Here is a 22,511-nt window from a genome sequence, read left to right as displayed (position 1 = left end):
CCTACCAACCGATCGCACGGAAGATGGTTTCGCAGCTTTGTCGGATCGGTTTCCAGGCCCAGGGACGCCGCGGGCCATAGACGACGGCATATCCCTGCATGCCTGGTCGCAGTCGGTCCGCTTCGTTGGCGATGGTCCAGTTGCCCACAAAGACATTGTTGTTGTCGCGGATTTCGGCGCTGGGAGTGATCGATTCTAGATGCCCTGTCCATTTGGTCCGTGGGAGGGAATGGAATCGTACGGAGGCTTCCGCACCGCTGGCAACGTACAGCACGTCCGCCTCGGGGATCGCAAGTTCAATCCTCATCTGCTCGAGCGGTGCAATTTCTAATAGAGGTTGCCCAGTGTCGATTGGAGACCCGATCGACCGCCGCATGTCTCCGCTGATCACGACCCCGTCCATTGGGCTGCGGACAAGGATTCGATCGAGTCGCTCTTTCAGTAGATTGATACGTTGCTGCAGTTGTTGGCTTCGCAACGCAGCAAGTTGGGATTCTGCGATTTGACCTTTTGCCAACGCGACCGATTCTTCTTTGGAATCTTGGCTTTGCTCCGCCGTCAACGCTTCGATTTCAGTCTGCAGTCGCCGACCGTCTAGCGTCAGTAAAACTTGACCCTTGGAAACGGTATCCCCAGGTTGGACGTGGCAGTCAAGAAGCGTTGCCTCAAAGGGGCCTGAAACGATTCGCGGCTGGACCGGTTCTAAAGTGGCTTTGCAGCGGACGCGGTAGGAGACGGGAAGCATTGCCAGTAGCAACAGGATCGCGCCGATTGCCCAAGCTGCAAAGGACTGTCGTTTGCCACTGAAAATTCCACCCAGCGTCCCGACGGCAATCGCCGGACGGCTCGCCAGCACGGTTGCCAGTGAAGCGGCAACACGATGTAGCGATTCATCCCGCTGTCTGTCCCAGGTGGCCGAAGGGGGGATCCAGAATACGATTCGTGTCAGTCCGGACGTTTCCGGAGCCAATACAAATCGATGCTGGTCGATCGCGAAACACGCCTTGTCGGCATCGATGATTGGTTGCCAGTGTTCCGAGAGTTCGTGATGCAACGAACTTTCGACTCCAAGACGCCCAAGTCGTGCGTCGAAGATCTCTTTTAGTCGGTCCCCTCCGCGGGCAATCCGTAGTTGGCTGTGCGGATAAAAGTTTTGCAGTGCAACCGTCAAGGTTTGCAACGCGGCGATGCGATTCGGTTGCTCCGCAAGCTGTGCAAACAATTCCAGCCAAGCCTGTTCGCCAACGAAGGGTGGCGCAGTGGTGGGCGCTAAGGCGGATTGCGGATGCGATTCGATTTCGATCGTCATGGAACGCTTATTGGCGACGCGAGTTTGAAGGGGCGTTCGAACGTCCGATCTGGAGTTCGGCTTTCGCCTGGCTGAAGGCGACCGTGCAGCGATCGCCCGCCAGGCATGAGCTCGATTTCAGGTTCAGACTAACGCGGACCTGGATCGTGCCGCTTTCTCCGTCGATCATCGGAGAGACCGTCAGGATGGTGCCGGTGATCGATTGTCGCGGGGTTGTGGTAAACACCGTGGCTTGATTGCCGGTTTTGGCCAATGAGAGATAACGCGTTGGGACGTTCACTACCGCGATTAGTTGGTCCGTTGAAATCAGACGTGCAATCACGGGGTCTCCAGGGGATACGTACTCACCTGGTTGCCGGTATGTTTTTGCGATGACTCCATCGATCGGTGCGATGATGGTTTGTCGGCGAAGTTGGTTCTCGGCGCGTTTTAGTTCTTCCTGGCGAAGGCTCGCTTCTTCTTTGGCTTGAAGCCAGCGGTTGGCGGCGATTTCCAGGTCAGCTTCCGCACGCTTCAGTTCGTCGGGACGAATGTAGTCCTCTTGCCTTAATTGACGCATTTGTTCGGTGCGGTTGAGGTGCAAGTTGTACTCCGCTTCCGCTGCCAATATCGCACCGCGCGTTGCAGCCGATTGCTTGGCGATGGCGACACTTAGACGTTGCGATTCATCGTTCAGTCTTGCGATAACCTGGCCTTCGCGAACTCGATCGCCAATCTTGACGCCAACATACGCGACAACCCCAACTTCGCTTGCCGCTAGTTCAATATCATGGAGCGGTTCCAGTAGTCCGTCGAACTGCGGGCTGTCTCCTTGTCCGAGTACGTGGCCGCACATGAGGACCATCGGCAGCAATATCGAAATGGACCTGGAAATACAGGGCATGACTGGATCCTTATTGAGCAATGGAAAGGGGCGGAGGAACCGGACGCGTTGAGAGTGGTTGTTCAACGAGCAGCGTCCCCATCGCAAGGTGCAGCCGAATGACTGCGCGGAGGTATTCGACTTGGGCGGTGACCAGTAGTTCCTCGGCGGCCGTCCGCCTGTTTTGGGCTTCAAGCAAGTCTTCGATGATCAGGCCAGCGGACGATCCGTCGCCGCCCAGCAGTTCCCAGCGACGTGTCAAATATTGTTCTTCGGCAAGGGCTGCCAAAAGGGTCGCTTGGCGATAGGCAATCACCTGTTGGGTGACGTTCATTTCGCGTACAGCGATTTCGGTATCGGAACGAATCACCAGAACCGTTTTGCGGACCTCCGCTAATTGCTTTTGGTAACTGGCCATCGCTGCACGGTTCTTCGCATGGGCGGACCGTCGCCCGACCGGCATTTCAAATTCAAGAGCAGCCGAAAAGCCAGGCTCCCCTTCGCTGAATTGATCCGCAAACGAACCCGCGACGTCGCTTCGTCCGTTTAAGCCTGCCACGTAGGCTTCGACAAGAGCGTTTAATTGGGGGAGCAGTTGATTTCGGCTGATCTGAAGCTGCAGGCCTTTGGTTTCTAGTTCCGCCGCTGCAATTGCAAGTTCAGGACGATGGTGCAAGCCGGTCAGGACGGCCTGTCGCAGATCCGTTTTTTCAAACGAGGTCTGCGGATTTCCCAAAGGGATCATTTCATTGATCAAATCGTGCCGCAGGTTCTGGGATCCAATCAGGGCCGTAATCCGTGTCTGTTGATTTTCTAGGTCGGTGCGGGTGCGCAGGATGCGGGTTTTCCGAATCGTCAGTTGCTCTTTGATTCGCAGATGTTCGATCGGTCCGGTGTCTAAGTCTCGACGGCCCTGGACGATCTGTTCTAGATGGATCCCACGTTGAAGTAGATCGTTTTGTTGGATCAACTGGCTGCGCCGCTCGTACAAGTTCCAGTACGAAAGCATCAGTTCGGCGAGGGTCGATTGGATTTCTTGAATCGCTTCCTGGTCGGTTGCCTGGGAATTCAGGCGAGCTTCTAAGATCAGGCGTTCGGCATACAATTGGCCGCCGCCCGCCAGGATCGGCTGACTAAGGCTGACGGTTAGCCGCGAATTGCCCTGATTGGGAGGAATAAAGAACAAGCTGTTGCTATTCAGCAGCCCCAGTTCTTGGCGAAATTCAAACTCACCGCCCAGTCTGGTTTGTTTGCGAATCCCAAGGTTCGTCCCCCAGTCCTCTTCACGCAGTCGAGGCGGCCCACCGGTTACCAAGGAGTTCCCCACGGGATCGCTTGTGCGTCCATAGCGGTTGTCCAACAGCAACCGAGAATCGAAAGTCGCTTCTTGGTCTAGGATGCCCTCGAGGGCGACCTGGTTTTGTTGGTTGACCGATTCGATTCGCGGCGAATTCGCCAGCGCATCGGCTAGCAGTGTCTGCAGATTAAATTTCACCCAGCGGGATTCAGGCAGCAATGGATCCCGAACCAAGGCGTCCCACCAATGAAGAGGGTCTTGGTGACCGCTTTGGACGATGCGGATGCGATCCGCGATTGGTGGCGGGATTTCTTCGGGAAACGCCAAAGAGGGAGGGGCTGAGCGTTCCAGGGGATGGATCGGCGGTAGACGCTGCGGCGATCCCAACGTGCTTAGACGTTTCGGGGTAGCCATCGTGGGGGGAGGCACTGGCTGAAGGATCGACGAAGGGGGCGCAGCGTCAGCAAATCGTGTTGGCCCGTGGAGGCAAAACAGAAAAACGAAGATCGTAAAATGGCAAAATGGCCACCGCATCGTTGTTAGAATTTCAATAGAGGAAAGTGGGGCCCACCGGGATCTTTAATCGGCTGTTCGTGCTCTCCGCTGAGCGGCCTTTGGCTTCGCTTGCCCTGAAATAACCGGCTTGCGTTGCAAAAACCCTAGGAAAGCTATTGCTTCTGCAATCCGTGCAGCTTGCCAGGGTCCCCGGTTTTCGCTTGGCTGAACGTTCCGCGATTGCTTTTCACGGCTGTCCGCATCCCTAGAAAAACCGATGATTTAGGGCGCTTCGCTAGACCGCTCCGCTGGAAGTGGTATAAAACGTGCTTATTACGTATGATGGCGAAAGTATTAGGCTGCCTGTTTGGCGGCATCGCCTTCATAGCATTAAGAGAAAAGGTAGCGTTTTGAGCAAAAAAGAAGAGGCATTTGAAGTGGACGGCACGGTCACCCAGGCCCTGGCAAATACTCGATTCCGAGTCCAATTGGAAACTGGAAACGAAGTCCTTGCCCACGTCGCTGGTCGAATGCGTAAGCACTTTATTCGTATTGTTCCTGGGGACAAAGTCCGCGTGGAGCTATCTCCGTACGATTTGACAAAAGGACGGATCGTCTATCGCGAACGATAAATCTCTCTCATGTTATGCGCCCCTCTGCGCCTCTTAGCTGCGGCACCAACGCTGGAATCAAGTCTGACTGAATCAGCTCCGTTGATCCGCAACGATGCGGTCGTGTTTGGCATGTTGATGGCCATCCTGGGGTTCGTTTTCTGGAGCTCCAACAGCCAGTGGTCCGGTTTTCGCTTGTTTTACAAGTTCATTCCGATGCTGCTGATGTGCTATTTTTTGCCGGCGCTGTTGACTCTATTTGGTATTGTTGACCCGGCAGAATCCAATCTTTATCAGGTCGCTTCGCGTTATCTGCTACCAGCTTGCCTCGTGCTGCTGACGATGAGCATCGATTTGCGAGAAATCCTGCGTCTGGGACCTCGTGCTCTGATTATGTTCCTCACCGGAACGGTTGGGGTCGTCCTGGGGGGGCCTATTGCGATCCTATTGGTCGGATCTGTCTGGCCTGAATTGGTCGGCGGCGACGGTTCCTCGGCGGTCTGGCGAGGTCTGTCTACCGTGGCGGGTAGCTGGATTGGTGGGGGCGCCAACCAGGTCGCAATGCAGACCATCTTTAAGCCCTCGCCTGAGCTGTTCAGTGTGATGGTCGCTGTCGACGTGATCATCGCTGAAATCTGGATGTTTTTTCTGCTGCTTGGCGTTGGGCAGAGCGAAAAAATCGACAAATGGCTGCATGCCGACACCTCGGCCATTACACGCCTAAAAGAAAAGATGAAGCTGCGTGAGGAAAGCTTCTCGCGGATTCCAACGACAACCGATTTGATGGTCGTGTCAGGGATCGCTTTCGCCACCGTTGGCGTCTGCCATGCAGCGGCCGATATTTTGGCCCCCTGGATCGGAGAGCATTACCCAGGCTTGCAGAAACTAAGTTTGAATTCGGAATTCTTCTGGTTGATTGTCCTGTCGACAACTTTTGGAGTTCTGTTTTCTTTCACGCGACTGCGTGAGTATGAATCGGCGGGAGCCTCCAAGATTGGCACGTTGTTCATTTTTATCTTGGTCGCCACCATCGGCCTGAATATGGATATCAGTGCCTTGTTCTACAATCCTAGACTGTTTGTTGTCGGAGGCGTCTGGATGGCCTTCCATGTGTTGCTGTTGGTGATCGTCGCCCGACTGATTCGGGCACCCTACTTCTTTTTGGCTGTCGGCAGTAAGGCAAATATCGGAGGTGCAGCAAGTGCCCCGGTAGTCGCGGGAGCTTTCCATCCATCCTTAGCACCTGTCGGAGTCCTGCTGGCGGTCGTCGGATACGCCCTCGGCACCTACTGTGCTTGGCTTTGTGCAATGTTGATGCAAGCCGCAGCAGCGGCGGTCTGATCAAGACCATCACTTGGCGGAACGGCGCGGGGCGTCCGGTCAGTACGCTTGCTGTTCAAAACTGCTGGCCGGAGGGCTCGCGCCCTGCCGCTAAGAAAGGTGATGGCTCCGGTTCAATCATTCGCGTCGCGTGCGACTTCATCATCTGTTTCATCGTCGTGGTCATCCTCTTCATCGTGATGCATGACAGGACCGACGGTGAGCGGATTCTTCTGCCGCTGGTCGCTGATCGCCTTACCGGCATGGTATCGCGTGGCGGTTCCAGGTTGTGGGTATAAGCCTCCGCCGAGGATCAGAAGGGTGAGCACCAGCACGGCGATTCGTTCACTCATGCGGGCATGCATTGGGACTCGCGTTAGGACGGATCGGCCGGTGAAAATGCGGAAGTAGGCTAGTAGAACAGCGATCCCATTCAGGGCGGCAGCGATCACGACCAAGGTGCCAACAAGTGGGTAGACTTCGATGGCTCCCTCGATCAGTAATTCCATGCCGATGAAACCGACCGTTGCAGGAAACCCGATTGCGGCCAGTCCGGTTAACAAGAAAAAGCCAGCCAGCATCGGCATTTGCCGCTGGAGGCCATGGAACTGTGTTAGCGAGATGCGATTGATTCGCGATTCAATCGACCGGAGGGTGATCCCGAAACCTGTCATCGATAGGCCAACCGATAACCATACGCACAGCGCGCCGGTAAGGCCGATCGGAGTCACCAGTTCTAATCCGATCAGTACCAAGGATGCTTGGCTGAGGAAAAGAAAGCAGAACATGCGTCGTGCTTCGCTTTGGACCAAGGCCATTCCCCCGGCGTACAGGGCGGTAAAGAGAGACAGAATGGCAATCGTCTGCAATGCCCAGGTTGGTGCATAGGGCAACACCAATCGCATCACTGCATAGGCACCGACCAAAGGGGTTGTGTAGAGGATCGATGTTCCAAAGGCAGCTTTATCAAATAGGTCGGGAATCCATAGGTGGAGCGGAAAGATGCCGCTCCGAATCAACGCGGCGCCCGTTAAAAGTGCCCCGGGGATTAAGGCGGCGGACGAGGTTTGATCGACTTGGGTTAACCACCCCCAACCGACCAGCAATAGAATCGAAAATGCCGCCATGTGAAGCGTGTAGATTCGCGTGCAACGGCCTCTTTGCCGCAGTTCCAACCACGGTGGAATCGTCGAAAGGATCAGGAGAACAATCAGTGGCCAGGAGGCTCGGCAGCTGAACGTCGCCAGCAACAATGATTCGGAAATAAGTGTCAGCGGCAGTGAGAAACGAGCGGCTTTTGTTTTTAATGTCGAAAGGATCGTGACAAGAAAAATCAGCGCTGACAGAGGAAGCTGGAACGCGCTCAGTTCATCGACAACAAAAAGATCGCGATGGAACAACCACTCCAGTGAAAACCAATGGTCGTGCGCTTCAAAGGATCCGATGATCAAAAAATCGATCAGTTCACCAACCGTCAGTAGCAACGTCAGACCGCAGATGACGATCGCGTGGGTCAGGTTGTTGGGGTTTCGACGCTGGATGTATAGCCAAATCGCCCCGAACATAGGCAGCAGTATGGAAACTTCGATCCAGGGAAAATGTAGTTCGGGCATGAAGTACGGCGAGAGGGTCGGGGGACGGGCTAGAAGGAATCAGATTTTGGGGCTGTCGATTAGTTTCTTGAGATCGCTGCGGTAATTCTTTGCTCCATGCGATTGAACCATCTGAATAATGATTGGAATGGATAAACGACCCATTTGTCCAAGCCAATATCCATGAAGCCACGATCGAATCCAAATCGATAGCCCCAGTTCCGAACCGAAACCGGCAGCCAGCTGGCTAGAGTGCTGTTCGCTGGTGTCAAACTGGTGCCGAGGGCATTTTCCAGTTCCTTGTAATCGCGAAGGAGGTTGGGTGCGCGGAGCAATTGCATCGTTCGTAGGCAGGCATGGCCGATGATGTGAATCAGTGCCAAGTAGCGAAAACCCAATCCGATTTCGACAACGATAATTCCCACCTGGGTTAACGAGGCATACGCCAACGAGACTTTGACGTCACTTTGAACACGTGACATCAATGCACCGCAGCCCGCGGACAGAACCCCTAGGCCAATGACGATCATTTGCAAAATGAACGAGGCCTCCAGGATCGGGCTGACACGCAGTAGCAGATAGACTCCAAGATGAACCGAAAGGGCTCCGTAAAAAATTGCACTTGAAGGCGTTGGCCCTTCCATCGCGCGCGGCAACCAGCCCGAAAAGGGAAAGAGGGCTGATTTTCCAGCGGCCGCAATCAGCAGGAGCGAACCGATCAACAAGGCTTGGCTGGGAGTGACCACCGCGGTTCCTGCCGGCCAGATTTCCGAACCCATCAATCCGCCAAGGTCTCCTTCGCCCGTCATGTGGTGCATCGTGATCGCTGCGATTAAGAACGCCGCATCGGACAGTCGGTAAATCGTCCACACCCGCTGCCCATTGCGGACAGGGTTCTCTCGTTCATGGAAATAGGCGACCAATAGGGCGGAAGAGAGTCCGACCATTTCCCAGCCAACAAACAGGGTTTCGATCGTTCCTGCCAGCGAACTGACGGTCATTCCTAGAAAGAAGAGTGCGTAGTACAGAAAGAAACGTCGGTAGCCGTCCTCTCGGTTCAAATACCCTCGGGTGAACGCACCAACGATTCCGCACAGGACGCAGGAGAGCAACAGGAAGGGGATGCTTAACCGGTCGAAGACAAACTTAAGGTGGAAGTGAAATTCCTGCTCTGGGATCGTCACCCAGTTTCCCCATTCAACGGGGACGTAGCGGGTCCCGTCGAATAGCATCATCGCCAGGATACCCAGCGTCGGCGCGATCGCCGCAAACACCGCGACTTGTGTGAGCCGCGCGATGACGGTTTCGCTTAGCGAGATGTTGGATAACGCTGTGACGCCAAAGATGGCTAATAGGATCGCCGGGCTGGCGATGACAATCGTCCCCAGGGTTTGGTAGAGACTTTCAATCCCATTCATGGCAAAGAAGCTTTGGAAATGGATCGCACCAGGCCCTGCGAACATTCGAAATAGACTTTCGATCTCGTTCATTATGAAGGCCGTCGTGTCGGTGGAGTATTTGGTTTGAAAAAGGGAGTGGTGTCATGAATGGATGCGTAGCCCAGGTGGTCGCGGGTGCCGCGGTACCAATCGAGCGATGTTTCCAGTTGTGGCAAGTCATTCGATTCCAATAGATAGGGCTCGAATTTTCCCTGAACGTAACGTTGAATCGATCCCGTTGAAGGATCGATGATGGCAAGCCCAACCCACTCTCCGCGGACCAGCCGTCCGATGGGTGGATTGTCCGCAATGATTTTTAGCATCTTTTCTGCAGTCGTTTCGATCACGCAGAGGATCCGCATCGGTTCATGGATTTCGACCATCTGCTGCGATAAACCAGGTCGTAGGTCACTTGCCGCTCCGGTCATCACCCCAAGCATCGAGGTCACATTGTGAGGGAGTTTGGAACCACATCCGTAACCCTCGGTGTCGACGGTGGAGAAGTAGTATTCCAAGCTGATTCCCGCACAGACTGGGATCGCCGCCTGCAGGATTCGAGTCAGGATTGGGCAATCATCGGAATCGAGTGCCGGGTCATAGGATGTCAAGAAGGCACGCCGGTCCATAAACAGGCCGCGTGTCCAGTCGCGTCGTCCTACGATCATTACCGCATTGGTGGCATGGTTGTATTCGGGTCGCGCTTGGGAAAGGTCTTCGGCGCGTTGTTCGACATGTTCCAGGGCGGCGGTGGTCGATAGGTTCAGGCTGGCTGATTCAAATCGCCTAGCCCGTTCGTGTGCGTTCCGGGCTCGAGTCTCATTGACGCTCTGCTCGATCCGTCGAAAGAGGCTACGGTGCGACCGCGGAAGAAGATCGACGTCGTAGTAGTCGACTTTGTCGTTGCATGTATTGTGGAAGGCGCCGACAAAACGGATCTCTTCGGGGATTTGTAACCCTTGGTCGGAAAGGATTCGGCGAACACGAGGATCGTTTGCCATGACGGCAAACGCTCTCGCATTTGGGCCGCCGCGACCGCCGCTGCAGGCTCCGCAGCTGTAGGCGGATTCGTGGGGGTTGTTCAGGCTCCCGCTGCCATGTCCAAAGAAAATAATGATCGGAGGGAAGTCGGCTACCATCCCTAAGTCCTCAAGGATCCTGCGGACGATTCCAGCCATTTCGGTAAGGCTGTAACCGAGGGCATCCCCTTCTGGGCCCGGTTCAGCGGCCACCCGTTCCAGGTGCAATTCCGTTGCCGGAGGGCGGGTGAATGTTTCCATCGATTCGCGGATTCGAGCGGTCAACCGAGGGGCGAGAATTCTCGCGACCATCGGGAACGTGGCGATCGCTCCGAACAGACCCGTCACCCAGCCGCCAACCAAGGTTCGCGAGTGGGAGTGCATCTGATGTTGGAATTTGCCGATACGCCGCCGACGCATCGCCCGACGTTCCCCGGCGTCGATCGCGGAGAACACCGATTCCTCTTGGACAAAGTGGGTAGGGGTGATCGAAGCCGGGCAAAGCGGCCGAAAGTTTGCATGGTCGGTCCCTCGGTAGTACATCGCAACCGCATAAAATCCTGCAGCGGCAACGGTAATGCATTCCGGGTCGACCTCTTCCAGGTGTCGGCGAAACGATTCTTCGCGGTCATCAATGCAGAAAATTGCTGCGTATGCTGGTCGTGAGGGGGAATCCGATTCGGTTTGACGCCGGCGGGCATGGATTGAAATCGCGTCCAAGGTCGCAACGCTGTAGTGACGCTCGTAGGCCTGGTGCAAAATTCGGCGACGCTCCAGGGAGTCAAAAGCGCTGATCTCGTCAAGCAAACATGCCCACTGCGGTTGGGACATATTGATCAATTCTTCAGGAGTCCAGCCGTTGGCCTCTGCTAGTTGGAAAACGGTGTAGGTCTGCTGCTGCGGCGACGGAGTGGATGTCGGGGGAAGATTCGCGTTGGTTTTCGTACGGATCGTTGAAATGTCACGAGTGTCAAAAACGCGTTCCCCTAAATAGCTTATCGCGTGCCTTTCCAGAATAAGCCGGATCGCAAGGTATTCCTCCAGCGTGCCGGGAGGAGCAGGGTAGGGGTGGAATTCAGGCTTGGATTCCATCTGCCAGAGCATCCCCGCCCAGCCTCGAAGCGACAACAGTGAAGCGGAAAGGATCTCCTGTTCGCTCGCCTGGTCGACGCCCATTGCTGCTAGCGATTCATTGATCGACTGCAGAGGATCGAAATCGGCTGCCAAAACCTTTTGGAGTTCCGGTCGGAGGTGACGCATCCAACCGGGACGGACTGCTAGAGGCTGGAGATACAGTTTGGCAAACGCGTGGGCAAAACCCTTCTCGCGTTCGGGCAGCGTCAGTGTCGCAAACCCTTGGTCCAAGAAAGAACCGCAGAAGCGAATCAAGACTTCATTGACCGTTTGGTCGATATCCTCGTTGGTTGCTTGCAGCAGAAGGTCGCGCAAGCGTTTTTGCGAACCTCGTTTTTCGTTGATAAGGTGCTGTTCCGCCGACAGACATTTTACGCTGGCAGCCGCGTGAACCCCTTGCGAGCAGATTCTCCAAAGTAGCTGTAGGCAGAATTCCTCCCAGCGTGCGTCGTTCCACGATTCAATGCGACAACCAGCTTGTTCGTCGATTAATTTGCGTACGACTGTCGGCAGTTTTTCAGGGGACGAGTCGCGGTGTGGTTCGTTTGTTAGATTTGAAAGCACCCAGTTTTGGGTCTGCTGAACCACTCGGTCTCGTCTTGCTGGAGAGACATCGCTGCGGAACCGGCGGAGCAAATCGGTTTCGGCCAGCAGCCAGGTCAGTTCCGCATCCGGCGCCGTATGCAAATGCATCTGCAGGATGGCTAGCCGCAGCGTATAGCTGGTGCCGAAACTGGCGATCAAGTTGTCGGCGTATTCCCCGAGGTCCTCCAACAGTACCTGACGCAGATCGCTTACCGAAATCCGTCCCTTCTCAAGCTCGGCGTGATACCGTCTTTCCGAGAGGTAAGGCTGGCAGTCATAACGGGCCCCACCTACCAGAACCGCTTCGCGAAAAGGGAGATCCTCAAAATGGTGCAGCGTGTTATGGTGCACAAAGATGGATATCGGCCCTTGCGCAGGAAGGAAGTGTCTGGCGCTTCGGATGGCTTCCCGCAAGCGATTCAAATCCTCATTTGACATCCAATGAATTCCCAACGCCGATTAATTGTATACGCGGCATGATGGGCGGCAGCCCAGTCGTACCTGTCTGTCGACCGAGCAATCAAAGATTAAGCGTCCGCTAAGAATGCGTCATGGTTTTATCCTGACGCCACCGCTTGCAATCGATCACACGATCGGAAAAAAGCCTACATAGCAAGCACTATGCCAAGCAGCGTGAGGAAATACGCTTGCCTGGCGGATCTAGCGGGAAACGCTCAGAAATATGGAGATCGTTGGCCCGTAAGTTCATCGGACTGGCTTCGGCTTGGTTGTCGAAAACGGCGAAATCACTGCAGTTGTCTGCATGGGATGTGCAGTTTTTTGCACGCTTCGGCGAGCTGTTTCAGGCAACCACCAAGGAGGGGCTTAGAAGTCGACTTGGGCTCGCATGGCATACACATCGGCCTCGCTATCGCCGTAGATTGGGTTGTCTAACATGGCATGAATATAGTTCCATTGGAACTTTGTGCGGGGGTTGAGGTACCAGTTCAAGCCAAGGGTGACGTCGTTCAGGCGTCCCCCGAGAACATTCGCGTCGGTCAGGTCAAGGTAGGACCATCGCGTTGCAATTTCCCAGGCCCCAATGCCACCTTGCTTGCCGACACTGCATTTTGGATTGACTCGCCCAAAGACGCCGTTTTGGCGGTTGTAGCTTCGGGATTCCCCTGTCAGGACGTAACCGGCCTGCACGTAGGCTCCCGGTAAGCTGACGCTGGGATTTCCACGTTGTTGCACGGCGGCGTAGACGATTTCGCTTTGAGCGTGAAGCGGACCACGCGATGCTGCAAGTTCAAAATTGAACAGATTCACATGGTCGACGGCGACTGGGCCGGTGTCGACAAATGGCAAGACCTCGGCAGGGACCAATGGTAGGACCGCTCCGCCGGATTCACTGATAAAGATTTCGGGTTGGCTGCGATATTGCACGGCATCGTTTGCCGGGTCGATAAAGCTGTAGCCTCCGCCGAGATGAAACAGCCCATGTTGGTCTCCGTTATCGATCAGCAGGGCGGTCGTGCGTGCCGATATTCCATAGCCACCGTTGTCGCCAACATTTCCGCCATAGGGGCCTGTCGGAAAACGGTAGACCGATGCAGCCCAGGTGCGAAGTTGGTCGTCGGAATTTCCATATCCCATGGCTCCGATTTGACGGAATGGTGAGAACGCAAACGGAAGGGCACGTTCTAAAAATGTCAGGTCCTTAACCCCTGTCTGGCCGTCCATCCCAAAGGGTTGTCGGAATTGTCCGATACGCAGATTGTTTTTGCCCACGACGTCATCGATGTCCAGCCAGACGTCCATGAAGCTTGGTCGTCCGGGGAAAGCGAAGTCCATTTCCAGCATGTAGCTGACATTGTCCCAGGCGTCGCCGACCGCGGCCAAGCGAGCCCGCCGGAAATCCGCTCCGTCTTGCAGGTCCCCATTGACCAGATTACCGTTACCGAGCGTGCGACGATTGTTTTCGTCCTGGCCAAACCATGCGATATCGGCTTGGAAGAAGCCGGTCAGTCGCGCGGTCGGGTACTTGGGTTTCTCTTGCGGTGCTTCGCAGTAGATGATCGGGTCGGCGGGAGCGGCTTGAAGCGAATCGATTTGGCTTTGCAAACGCTGAAGTTCGCGGTAGATCGCCTCATTGCCAACCGGTTCAGATGGCTCTGCTGCCGATTCCATTCCCAAAAAGGGTTCCGCTGCATTGGCCGTTTGGTCGACGCAACCGAAATGAAAAGCGGTGAGGCATAAAATCCCCGTGCGAGCCGCCGCGTATAGCTGCGAGCTAAGCGACCGACGCTGAGTATTGCGATCCATCAAGTTCCTCTCCTTGGTATCATCACTCAAAGCATCCATGCTTGAAGAGTATTGCTCGAACGGATTCGAGTAACAGTGTTAGATTCGGTAAACAGGGACGCGGACTAGATGGTTCCCTGAAGGGGGCGGATAATCGTTACAACTGAATCAGGGAGGGAGCGAAAGGGAGAGAGAGACTGCAATCTTTTGCAGAAGCGGCGATTTATTGCCGAGAACGGGGCCGCTAGATGCGTTGAGATCGACAGGGGATGTCCGGTTGCTGCTTAATCGAGGTTTATTTTGTTTGACGTTCAGAATGGTAGAAAACAACGTGGGCGTTGGCTGGCAGCCGCACTAACCGTCCTCAGCCTGACATCGCTGGGAGGGACGATTTGGATCATCCATGACGTTCAGCGTGATCAACAGATCGTCCGACAGATTGTTAGTCATCTTCCTGAAAGCGATTTGGAAGCGGTAGAAGAACTTGCGGACGACCTCGAACTAGATAATGCGCTGGTCGTCTTGCTGGGGCTGAACATTATTGGCACGGCAATTGCCTCTGCCCTTCTTCTGCGAGGCTATTTCAGTAGCCAGCAGTCGCTGCGAGATGTCAAAGTTTTGGCGACGGACATTCTGGCTAGCATGGATGCCGGAGTGTTGACCACGGACCTGCATGGCCGCATTACCAGTATGAATCCGAGCGGGCAAAACCTAATTGGAAAGACTCCGGTCGGCGATACCATGTTCGGTCGAACCCTGGTCGATTCGCTTGATCGGGGACAAGAATTGCGTTTGTCCGAAATCGGTGAGGAACATCAACTTTTGAATTCAATTTGTGAAGAAGTCTTACGAACCGACAAAGTGATCCGAGATCGCGACTATTGTGTCAACGACAACGGTTACGAACGGACTTTACGGGCGGGCTGCAGCCTGCTGCAAAATCATCGTCAAGAGAAGTTGGGTACCGTGGTGCACGTCCGTGACGTTACCGAACGAGCTCGTATCGAAGAACGTCTGCGGCGTATGGAAAGGTATATGGGACTGGGGTCGTTGGCCGCAGGCCTGCAGCACGAAATCAAGAATCCACTGAGTGCACTTTCATTGCATGTGCAGTTACTGCAGGAAAGGCTGGAAGGGGAGGGGGCGGATGAGGATGTTACCGAAATGTTGGATATCCTTTCGACGGAAGTTCAGCGGATCACAGCCGTCGTCGATGGGTTCCGTAGCTATGCATCAATGTCTCAGTTAGGCCGCTCGCCGGCAGACGTCACGATGTTGATCGAACGACTGGTGCGCCTGCTGCGACCGCAAGCGGCTCAGCAAAATATCAAGCTGAATGTTGAACTGCCGCAAGAACTGTTGGGGTTAATCGAAATCGATACGGTCCGCCTGGAACAGGTCTTTCTGAACTTAGCCCTCAATGCAATGGCTGCGATGCCTTCCGGTGGGAGGCTGCTGTTTCGCTTGCGAAGGGAAGATGATTGGGTGCGGGTCGATGTCGTCGACACCGGAGCGGGGATCCCTGATGAGATCCATGATCAAATTTTTGACCCCTATTTTACGACTCGCAATGACGGGACTGGGATGGGATTGGCGCTGTGTGACAAAATCGTTCGTCAACATGATGGACATCTTCATTTTCAAAGTTCCTCGGAGGGAACTGAGTTCTCTGTCTTCCTTCCCACCGGAGCTACCGCATGACCGACCTTACATACGCTGTGCTAATTGTTGATGACGAACCAAATATCCGCGCCGGATTGGCAAAAGGGTTAGCGTCCGAAGTGGATCGTGTGCAAACCGCTGCGGATGGTGAAGAAGCAATCGCATTGATCGGGAAGTCAAGTTTTCAATTATTGATCGCAGACGTCCGGCTTGGCGGAGGAATGGACGGGATTTCCCTTGTTCGCCGGATCCGGCAAGAGTATCCCGATATCGCCTGCATCGTGATCACCGCTCACGGGACGGTTGAAACCGCGGTGGAAGCCATGCAGGCGGGAGCTTTCGATTTTATCGCCAAGCCGCTTGATCTAAATTTGATTCGCGAACAGGTTCGAAAGGCTCGTCAGCACTATCAGCTACGGGCCGAGAATCAGGAGCTGCGAAATCGCTTAGCCGACGTTGGCGAGATCTCCAGCATGATCGGCACGTGTGCCGCGATGCAGGATGTCTTTCAACAGGTTCGGCAGGTCGCCTCGACCGATGCAACCGTGATGATCCATGGTGAAAGTGGTACCGGCAAAGAACTGGTCGCACGCGCGTTACATGATTTGAGTGGCCGACGCGCCGGTCCATTTCATGCGATCAATGTCGGTGCGATGCCAGAAACTCTGCTGGAAAGCGAGCTGTTTGGACATGAGAAAGGCGCCTTCAGTGGAGCGTCACGTCAAAAGCCGGGCTGCTTTGAACAGGCTGCTAAGGGTACCTTGTTTCTAGACGAAGTGACCGAGATGTCGGCGAAAAGCCAAGTCGATCTGCTTCGCGTGCTCGAAGCGGGACGGTACCAGCGTGTCGGTGGCGAAGCTGTCTTGGAAACCGATGTGCGAGTCTTGTCGGCAACCAATAAATCGGTGGAGGCGTTGATTGAAGAAGGGAGTTTCCGCGACGACCTGTTCTATCGTCTAAATGTTATCCCCATCGAAATCCCTCCTCTTCGTCAACGCCGGGAAGACATTCCGTTATTGGTGACGTTCTTCATTAAACACTTCTGCCAACGCCATCAAAGACCTCTTAAGATGGTCTCGCCCGATGCGCTGCAGGTGTTGGTTTCGGCGCGTTGGCCCGGAAATGTTCGCCAGTTGCGCAATGTCGTCGAACGACTGGTGGTGACTCACAGCGGCGAAGTGTTGCACGCAGGCGATCTGCCGCAAGATTTGAAACCATCTCAAATCGTATCCGATCCCCTCGATTCGTCGCAGACGCTCGGGGAAGCGATCGAAGTCTACGAGCGGAAGGTCATCGCCGCGGCTCTGGAAGAAAATCAGTTTCACCGTGAGAAAACCGCAAAACGATTAGACGTCAGCATTCGCACGCTGCACTACAAAATGAGCCGCTACGGTCTGCACTAGCACGGATCCGCTAACCAAACCGTCCGCAGGATGCGAAAGGCGGCAAGCAAAACGAGAGGCTGTGCGCCCAATGCCGTCTACTTTCTTAGCGGAACGGCGCGAGCCGTCCGGCCGATGCGCTCGGTTTAGGTGTGGCTCTTTTTAGCCCGGCATCCTGTCTGCGCCTCGCATCGGAGAATTTTAATTCGTGGGTTCGGTTTGCTCCGGGCTTGCTTTTTTTCTTAGCCGAACGGCGCGAGCCGTCCGGCCCACGCATAGAAAGCACAATGAATTTCCGGGTCCGGTAGGAATACCGCCAGTAGATCGCATTGGATGTGCCCCGGCGGAGCGGGTTCGCTCGATTGCTTCGCGGTACACTTTTGGACCGGGGCTCAGGATGCTGATTCGGACGGCTTGGTTGCTCGTTTGCGATAGATGGTCTTGCGGTCCAGCCCTAAAATTCTGGCCGCTTGCGTTTGGTTTCCGCCGACCGCATTCAGGACATGTTCGATATAACGTCGTTCGATCTCTTCCATGCTGACCAGTTCGGTCGGATCCAGTCCGCCAATGAAGACGGTGCCGCCGTGGAAGTCTCGGATTTTGGGTGGTAGGTCGGCGACGGTGATTTTGTCGTACGGAGTCAACGCGACCGCCCGTTGGATCACGTTTCGAAGTTCGCGGATGTTTCCCGGCCACGAGTAAGAGAGCAGTTTTTCGGCAACGCCGTCGGCTAAACCCTCGACTGCTTTCGATTCGGTTTGCGCGAATTTTTCGAGGAAGCTTTCGGCAAGCCGTAGGGTGTCGGTTCCGCGAGCCCGTAACGGTGGGAGTTCGATGCCAATGACGTTGATGCGGTAATAGAGGTCCTCGCGAAAGCGTTCTTCGGCAACGGCGGTTTCTAGGTCTCGATTGGTTGCCGACAGCACGCGAACGTCAAAGGGGATTTCTTCGTTGCTGCCGACAGGCCGTACGGTCCGTTCTTCTAAAGCACGTAGTAGTTTGACCTGCATCGACATTGGCATTTCGCCCATCTCGTCCAGCAGCAATGTCCCCCCATCAGCCTGTAGGAAAAGGCCACGACGATCATTGCGGGCGTCGGTAAAGGCTCCTTTGGAGTGACCGAACAGTTCGCTTTCCAGGAGCGTTTCGGTAAGGGCTGCACAGTTCACGGCGATAAAGGGTTTGTCCGAGCGGCGACTGTGCTGATGGATCGATCGAGCGACAACCTCTTTGCCCGTCCCACTTTCACCACTGATCAAGACGGCAGCGTCGGAGCCCGCGATCCGTCGAAGTTCGGCATACAGGGTTTGCATCGGGGGGCTTTGCCCGATCATTTCTCCGAAGCGAGTCCCTTCTTCTGCGGTCGCTTCCAGCAGGCGAACCTGCTCGGTCAACTTGCGATGTTGAATCGCTCGGCCGAGAGTCAACGCGAGTAAATCAAGTTCGATCGGTTTGGTTATAAAGTCGTATGCACCTGCTCGTATGGCGGCGATCGCTGTTTCCAACGTTCCAAAGGCCGTCATCACCACCACGGGGACGTCGGGCCGCAGCGATGAAATCTGTTGGCAAAGCTGGAGCCCTGTGGTCCCTGGCATTTTGACGTCGGTCAGGACAACATCATAGTTCTGACGTTGGAATGCGGCGGTTGCTTCGTTCGCCGACGTGAACCAGTCGCTCTTCAGGCCGCGTAAACGGAGGTCGGTTTCGATCAGTTCGCACATCGTTGATTCATCGTCAACGATCAGGGCGCGGGCGTCTTTATAGGATTCGTTCATGCGTTCGATTCTTTCGGCAGGAAGACACGGAAGGACGTTCCCGCGTCGGGGTTGCTGTCCGCGGCAATCCAGCCGCCCAGTTCGCGGACGATTCCGTAGGCGATTGATAGGCCCAGTCCAGTTCCCTGTCCGACATCTTTTGTGGTGTAGAACGGTTCGAAAATATGTTGGAGATGCTCTGGACGAATTCCACCACCATCGTCCGACACTTCCAGACAGGCGAATCCATGCGGACTATCGGGAACATGGGGCGGTGGGGATATCGCATCGGCTGGACTGGTGTCGCAGGTGACGTGGATCGTTCCCTTTCCGTGGATCGCCTGAACCGCATTATTGATCAAATTGACGACTACCTGCTGGAGTTGTGCCGGGTCGCCATGGACCATTAGCGGTTCGGACGGCTTGTTTTGAATGATCTGTGTGTTTGCTTTATCGGCAAGCGGTTGCATCATCTGGCAGGTTTTATCGACTAGATCCAATAGATCCATCGTTCCTTGTGCCTGATTCTTTTGTCGCGCAAAGTCTAGCAACTGGCGGATGATGGTGGTCATCCGCTCGGCTTCGGATTTGATCGTTAACGCACTTTGGCGAGTCTCCTCGGACGATAGTTTCCCGCTGGCGATCAACCCAGCGCGACCGGCGACGACGTTTAGTGGGGTTCCCATTTCATGAGCAACGCCAGCGGCCAAGGTTCCGACGGTGCTTAGACGATCCGCGTGCCTTAGCTGTTGTTGGGCTTCGATTCGATTTCCGATTTCGGCTTCGATCTTTTCTCGCTGTTCGCTTAAGCGGTGGCTCATGTGGCTGATCGCACAGGCGAGGTGCCCCAGTTCATCGCGAGTTTGCAGGACCGGTTGCTGCTCCAGTTCTCCGTCCCCGATCTGTTTGACCTGGCCGATCAGTTTTTCCAGCGGGCGACCGACCATCCAGACGCCTCCCCAGTAGATTGCCAAGGCCGACAAAGAGGCGACTCCGGCTAAAGAAATTAGCGACGCCATCAGCGAACGTTTGTAATCCTGTTGATCATCGATGACAGGTTCAGCGACTTCGACAAATCCGGCAGGGGTGCCATCGATTAGGAGGGGGACGTACGTGTATTCGGTTTCAATATTTTCGGCATCGGTGACGGCCAGGCTGGTAACTCGTTTGGTTGTTACCCGCATCTCTGGTTCAAATTCTTTCCCCTCCATGTACCGTAAATGGGTTCCGTGAACATGTTGGGTCGTGATTTGGACGGCTTCGCGAATCTGGACCGTGCCACCTTCGCGGTAGGCTTCGATGATTGCTGGCTGAAGGGCGTCGACCAGTCGTTTTGCGAAGGCTTCACGTTGACGCTGCTGAGCCTCTTTTTGTTGCCGCATCGTCTGCCAAGAGAACAGACCAACAATCGCAAAGACTCCGATCATAAAGACGAGGATCAGTTTGGCGGCAAGTTTCATAGTGCTGATGCTTCGTCGAGGTAGATCATTGCAGGGTTCTGTTTAATCCCAAAGAACTTCATTTCAAACTCAAGTTGCATTTCGCACGACCGAAGCGTAAGTCCATATCGGAGATAAAGTCGATTATAGATCAATAGCACCTAGCGGTAGGGCGCGAGCCCTCCGGCCAGTGGTTGGGTTTTTACAGCATCATGCCGGACGGCTTGCGCCGTTCCGCTAAGAAGATTCTCTGCAACTTTCTTAGCGGCAGGGCGCGAGCCCTCCGGCCAGTGGTTGGGTTTTACGAGCTTCGTGCCGGACGGCTTGCGCCATTCCGCTAAGAAGATTCTCTGCAACTTTCTTAGCGGTAGGGCGCGAGCCCTCCGGCCGGTGGTTGGGTTTTTACGAGTTTCATGCCGGACGGCTTGCGCCGTTCCGCTAAGAAGATTTTCTGCAACTTTCTTAGCGGTAGGGCGCGAGCCCTCCGGCCAGTGGTTGGGGTTTTACGAGCATCATGCCGGACGGCTTGCGCCGTTCCGCTAAGAAGTTTGTCCGCGAGCCCTCCGGCCAGTTTTCGGGTTTTATGAGCATCATGCCGCGCGACTTGCTTGCGCTGACTTCTATTACTGCGGCAACCCGCCGCGATAGCAAGGTTGAGTGAACTCTACCTCACTTGCGCGTCGGGTTGCCGGAACGACGTTGGTGTTTGCCGTGAACTATCGCTTCAGGACAACGAATTGGGATCCATTTTCGGATCTCAGCAGTAGCAGGATCGAATCGTCGGCGTCGGCCTTGATCTGTTCCTGGAACTCTTCGACCGTGGAGACCGGCTTTCGGTTGACTTGCAGGATCACCATTCCGGCCGCTAGGCCGGCTTCATCCGCCGGAGTGCCATTATGGACACCGGAAATTAAGATCCCACGGACATCCTCCATGCCCAATTGTTTGGCGACCTGGGCATCCAGCGGTGTGACCTCCAGTCCTAGTGCCTGCAGTTCCGTCGCTTCGGGTTGAGTGACCTGCGGAGCTTTGGCTTGTTTACCAAAGTCGTTGGGTTGAGCGGTCGCTTTGTATTCCAAGCGAACCGTTTTCCCGTCACGGATAACTTCGACAGGAACTGTTTCTCCTACCGGCGAACGTTCAACCGCAAGTTGCAGTTGTTGCGGAGTGGTGACTTTCTCACTTCCAAAGCGGACGATGATATCTCCCGTTTCCAGTCCCGCAGCTTGAGCAGGCGTCTGGGGGAAGACATTGGTTACCGCGACACCACTGCGAGCCGAAACGCCCAGTTGTTTGGCCAGTTCGTGGGTGATCGGCTGGATTCCGACGCCAAGGTAAGCGCGTTGGACCTTGCCATTTTCAACCAACTGTTTGCTAACCCAGCCGGCAAGTTTGGACGGGACTGCAAAACCGACACCGTTGTTGCCGCCACCTCGTGAAGAGATCGCAGTGTTGATGCCGATCACTTCGCCACGCAGATTCACTAGCGGTCCACCACTGTTGCCAGGGTTGATCGCGGCATCGGTCTGGATGAAGTTCTCACGGTCCGTGATCCCGATACCTCGGTTTTTGGCGCTGATGATCCCTGCGGTCACGGTACTTTCCAGCCCAAACGGTTGGCCAAGGGCAACGACCCAGTCACCAACGGAGGTTGCTTCGCTGTCCCCGAAAGGTGCGGCGACCAAGTTGCCATCCCCTTTGATTTTGACGACAGCGATATCGGTCTGTGGGTCTGTTAGAACTTCGATCGCTTCGAATTCACGGCCGTCTTGAGTACGGACCATGACTTGCCCACCACCGGCGACGACGTGATTATTGGTCAGGATGATGCCAGCGGAATCAATCACAACGCCCGATCCGATCCCTAACTTCGTAGGGGCGTGGGAGCGAGGCTGCGCGGGGCTGGAGCCATCGTGACGAAATTGGTCTTTGAACATGTCTTCGAAGGGCGTTCCCTCGAATGGGTTGCGGCCATTGAACGGATCCGTTCCGTTTCCGCTTGCACCGCCCCGCATTTGACCTTGTGCCACCGGGCTGGTTTGTCGGTTTTCAATGGCGACCACCGCCGGTAGGACTCCGGAGGCGACGTTTCGAAACGCTTCGGAGAGGGAATTGGCGACCCGCAATGTTTCGGGCGTTACTACCGTCTGAGTCGTTTTGCTCTGGCTGGGTTCAGCCTTTGCTGAAGAACTTGGCGACGCAGCAACGATTAAGCCGGCTGCGGCAAAGGACAAGGGAACCGCCAATGCGACGGCTCGCCATCCTGAACTTCGCTTCGATCGGACGCGGAGTGGTTGAACGTTCGATTCTGTGGAGGTTGATGGATTGGTTTGAATTGTCATATTGGGAAACCCTCGTGTAAAAACGTAA

At 55.1% G+C, this 22,511-nt stretch carries 14 protein-coding genes; 4 read left to right on the top strand and 10 right to left on the bottom strand.

From position 1 onward, the window contains the following. Position 1 precedes the first annotated feature (1 nt). Genes FF011L_RS25260 through FF011L_RS25250 form a run of 3 tightly spaced genes read right to left on the bottom strand, consistent with a single transcriptional unit; the run spans position 2 to position 3,882 of the window. Positions 2-1,309 carry an efflux RND transporter periplasmic adaptor subunit gene (locus FF011L_RS25260; protein WP_145354698.1) on the bottom strand — a complete coding sequence of 436 codons (1,308 nt, stop codon included), beginning with the start codon at positions 1,307-1,309 and terminating at the stop codon, positions 2-4. A 7-nt stretch (positions 1,310-1,316) separates the two neighbouring features. Further along, positions 1,317-2,192 carry an efflux RND transporter periplasmic adaptor subunit gene (locus FF011L_RS25255; protein ID WP_145354697.1) on the bottom strand — a complete coding sequence of 292 codons (876 nt, stop codon included), beginning with the start codon at positions 2,190-2,192 and terminating at the stop codon, positions 1,317-1,319. Between the two features lie 10 nt (positions 2,193-2,202). After that, positions 2,203-3,882, bottom strand: coding sequence for a TolC family protein (locus tag FF011L_RS25250; RefSeq protein ID WP_218932883.1), 1,680 nt, complete (start codon positions 3,880-3,882; stop codon positions 2,203-2,205). A 491-nt stretch (positions 3,883-4,373) separates the two neighbouring features. On the opposite strand from FF011L_RS25250, the gene infA reads away from it, so the two are divergent. Continuing rightward, the gene (infA, locus tag FF011L_RS25245) at positions 4,374-4,595 is read left to right on the top strand and encodes a translation initiation factor IF-1 (RefSeq protein ID WP_145354695.1); all 222 of its coding nucleotides are present in this window, start codon (positions 4,374-4,376) and stop codon (positions 4,593-4,595) included. Positions 4,596-4,604: 9 nt separating this feature from the next. After that, entirely contained in the window at positions 4,605-5,915 is a 1,311-nt protein-coding gene (locus FF011L_RS25240; protein ID WP_145354694.1) for a DUF819 family protein, read from the top strand. Positions 5,916-6,028: 113 nt separating this feature from the next. Here FF011L_RS25240 and FF011L_RS25235 read toward each other — a convergent pair whose 3' ends face one another. The 4 genes from FF011L_RS25235 to FF011L_RS25220 form a co-directional block, all read right to left on the bottom strand. Then, entirely contained in the window at positions 6,029-7,507 is a 1,479-nt protein-coding gene (locus FF011L_RS25235) for a proton-conducting transporter transmembrane domain-containing protein (RefSeq protein ID WP_145354693.1), read from the bottom strand. A 59-nt stretch (positions 7,508-7,566) separates the two neighbouring features. Continuing rightward, positions 7,567-8,976 (bottom strand): proton-conducting transporter transmembrane domain-containing protein, encoded by a 1,410-nt coding sequence (locus tag FF011L_RS25230; protein ID WP_246109622.1) that lies wholly within the window; start codon positions 8,974-8,976, stop codon positions 7,567-7,569. Then, positions 8,976-12,098: a DUF2309 domain-containing protein gene (locus tag FF011L_RS25225; protein WP_145354692.1), complete on the bottom strand. Its 3,123-nt coding sequence runs from the start codon at positions 12,096-12,098 to the stop codon at positions 8,976-8,978. The genes FF011L_RS25230 and FF011L_RS25225 overlap by 1 nt, the downstream gene beginning before the upstream one ends. A gap of 387 nt (positions 12,099-12,485) precedes the next feature. Then, positions 12,486-13,925 (bottom strand): OprO/OprP family phosphate-selective porin, encoded by a 1,440-nt coding sequence (locus FF011L_RS25220; protein WP_246109621.1) that lies wholly within the window; start codon positions 13,923-13,925, stop codon positions 12,486-12,488. 279 nt (positions 13,926-14,204) lie between these two features. Here FF011L_RS25220 and FF011L_RS25215 point away from each other — a divergent pair, with 279 nt between their 5' ends. Both FF011L_RS25215 and FF011L_RS25210 read left to right on the top strand, forming a co-directional pair. Further along, positions 14,205-15,605 carry a two-component system sensor histidine kinase NtrB gene (locus FF011L_RS25215; protein WP_218932882.1) on the top strand — a complete coding sequence of 467 codons (1,401 nt, stop codon included), beginning with the start codon at positions 14,205-14,207 and terminating at the stop codon, positions 15,603-15,605. Then, positions 15,602-16,969, top strand: a complete 1,368-nt coding sequence (locus FF011L_RS25210) for a sigma-54-dependent transcriptional regulator (RefSeq protein ID WP_145354690.1) — start codon at positions 15,602-15,604, stop codon at positions 16,967-16,969. Before FF011L_RS25215 ends, FF011L_RS25210 begins: the two co-directional genes overlap by 4 nt. Positions 16,970-17,340: 371 nt before the next feature. Here FF011L_RS25210 and FF011L_RS25205 read toward each other — a convergent pair whose 3' ends face one another. The 3 genes from FF011L_RS25205 to FF011L_RS25195 all read right to left on the bottom strand — a co-directional run bounded on the left by FF011L_RS25205 (position 17,341) and on the right by FF011L_RS25195 (position 22,483). Further along, positions 17,341-18,723: a sigma-54-dependent transcriptional regulator gene (locus FF011L_RS25205; protein ID WP_145354689.1), complete on the bottom strand. Its 1,383-nt coding sequence runs from the start codon at positions 18,721-18,723 to the stop codon at positions 17,341-17,343. After that, the gene (locus FF011L_RS25200) at positions 18,720-20,162 is read right to left on the bottom strand and encodes a sensor histidine kinase (protein ID WP_145354688.1); all 1,443 of its coding nucleotides are present in this window, start codon (positions 20,160-20,162) and stop codon (positions 18,720-18,722) included. Before FF011L_RS25200 ends, FF011L_RS25205 begins: the two co-directional genes overlap by 4 nt. Positions 20,163-20,857: 695 nt before the next feature. Further along, the gene (locus FF011L_RS25195) at positions 20,858-22,483 is read right to left on the bottom strand and encodes a Do family serine endopeptidase (RefSeq protein WP_145354687.1); all 1,626 of its coding nucleotides are present in this window, start codon (positions 22,481-22,483) and stop codon (positions 20,858-20,860) included. Between the last annotated feature and the right edge of the window lie 28 nt (positions 22,484-22,511).

The sequence above is a fragment of the Roseimaritima multifibrata genome, from assembly GCF_007741495.1.
GTDB classification, from domain to species: Bacteria; Planctomycetota; Planctomycetia; order Pirellulales; family Pirellulaceae; genus Roseimaritima; species Roseimaritima multifibrata.
Note: the sequence above shows the minus strand (reverse complement) of the source record. Positions and strands in the feature narration are given on the sequence as shown.

Excerpts from the sequence above, each read along its gene's own strand:
- FF011L_RS25260 (WP_145354698.1), bottom strand. The coding sequence starts at position 1,309 with ATGACGATCGAAATCGAATCGCATCCGCAATCCGCCTTAGCGCCCACC.
- FF011L_RS25255 (WP_145354697.1), bottom strand. The coding sequence starts at position 2,192 with ATGCCCTGTATTTCCAGGTCCATTTCGATATTGCTGCCGATGGTCCTC.
- FF011L_RS25250 (WP_218932883.1), bottom strand. The coding sequence starts at position 3,882 with ATGGCTACCCCGAAACGTCTAAGCACGTTGGGATCGCCGCAGCGTCTA.
- FF011L_RS25240 (WP_145354694.1), top strand. The coding sequence starts at position 4,605 with ATGTTATGCGCCCCTCTGCGCCTCTTAGCTGCGGCACCAACGCTGGAA.
- FF011L_RS25235 (WP_145354693.1), bottom strand. The coding sequence starts at position 7,507 with ATGCCCGAACTACATTTTCCCTGGATCGAAGTTTCCATACTGCTGCCT.
- FF011L_RS25230 (WP_246109622.1), bottom strand. The coding sequence starts at position 8,976 with ATGAACGAGATCGAAAGTCTATTTCGAATGTTCGCAGGGCCTGGTGCG.
- FF011L_RS25225 (WP_145354692.1), bottom strand. The coding sequence starts at position 12,098 with ATGTCAAATGAGGATTTGAATCGCTTGCGGGAAGCCATCCGAAGCGCC.
- FF011L_RS25220 (WP_246109621.1), bottom strand. The coding sequence starts at position 13,925 with ATGGATCGCAATACTCAGCGTCGGTCGCTTAGCTCGCAGCTATACGCG.
- FF011L_RS25210 (WP_145354690.1), top strand. The coding sequence starts at position 15,602 with ATGACCGACCTTACATACGCTGTGCTAATTGTTGATGACGAACCAAAT.
- FF011L_RS25205 (WP_145354689.1), bottom strand. The coding sequence starts at position 18,723 with ATGAACGAATCCTATAAAGACGCCCGCGCCCTGATCGTTGACGATGAA.
- FF011L_RS25200 (WP_145354688.1), bottom strand. The coding sequence starts at position 20,162 with ATGAAACTTGCCGCCAAACTGATCCTCGTCTTTATGATCGGAGTCTTT.
- FF011L_RS25195 (WP_145354687.1), bottom strand. The coding sequence starts at position 22,483 with ATGACAATTCAAACCAATCCATCAACCTCCACAGAATCGAACGTTCAA.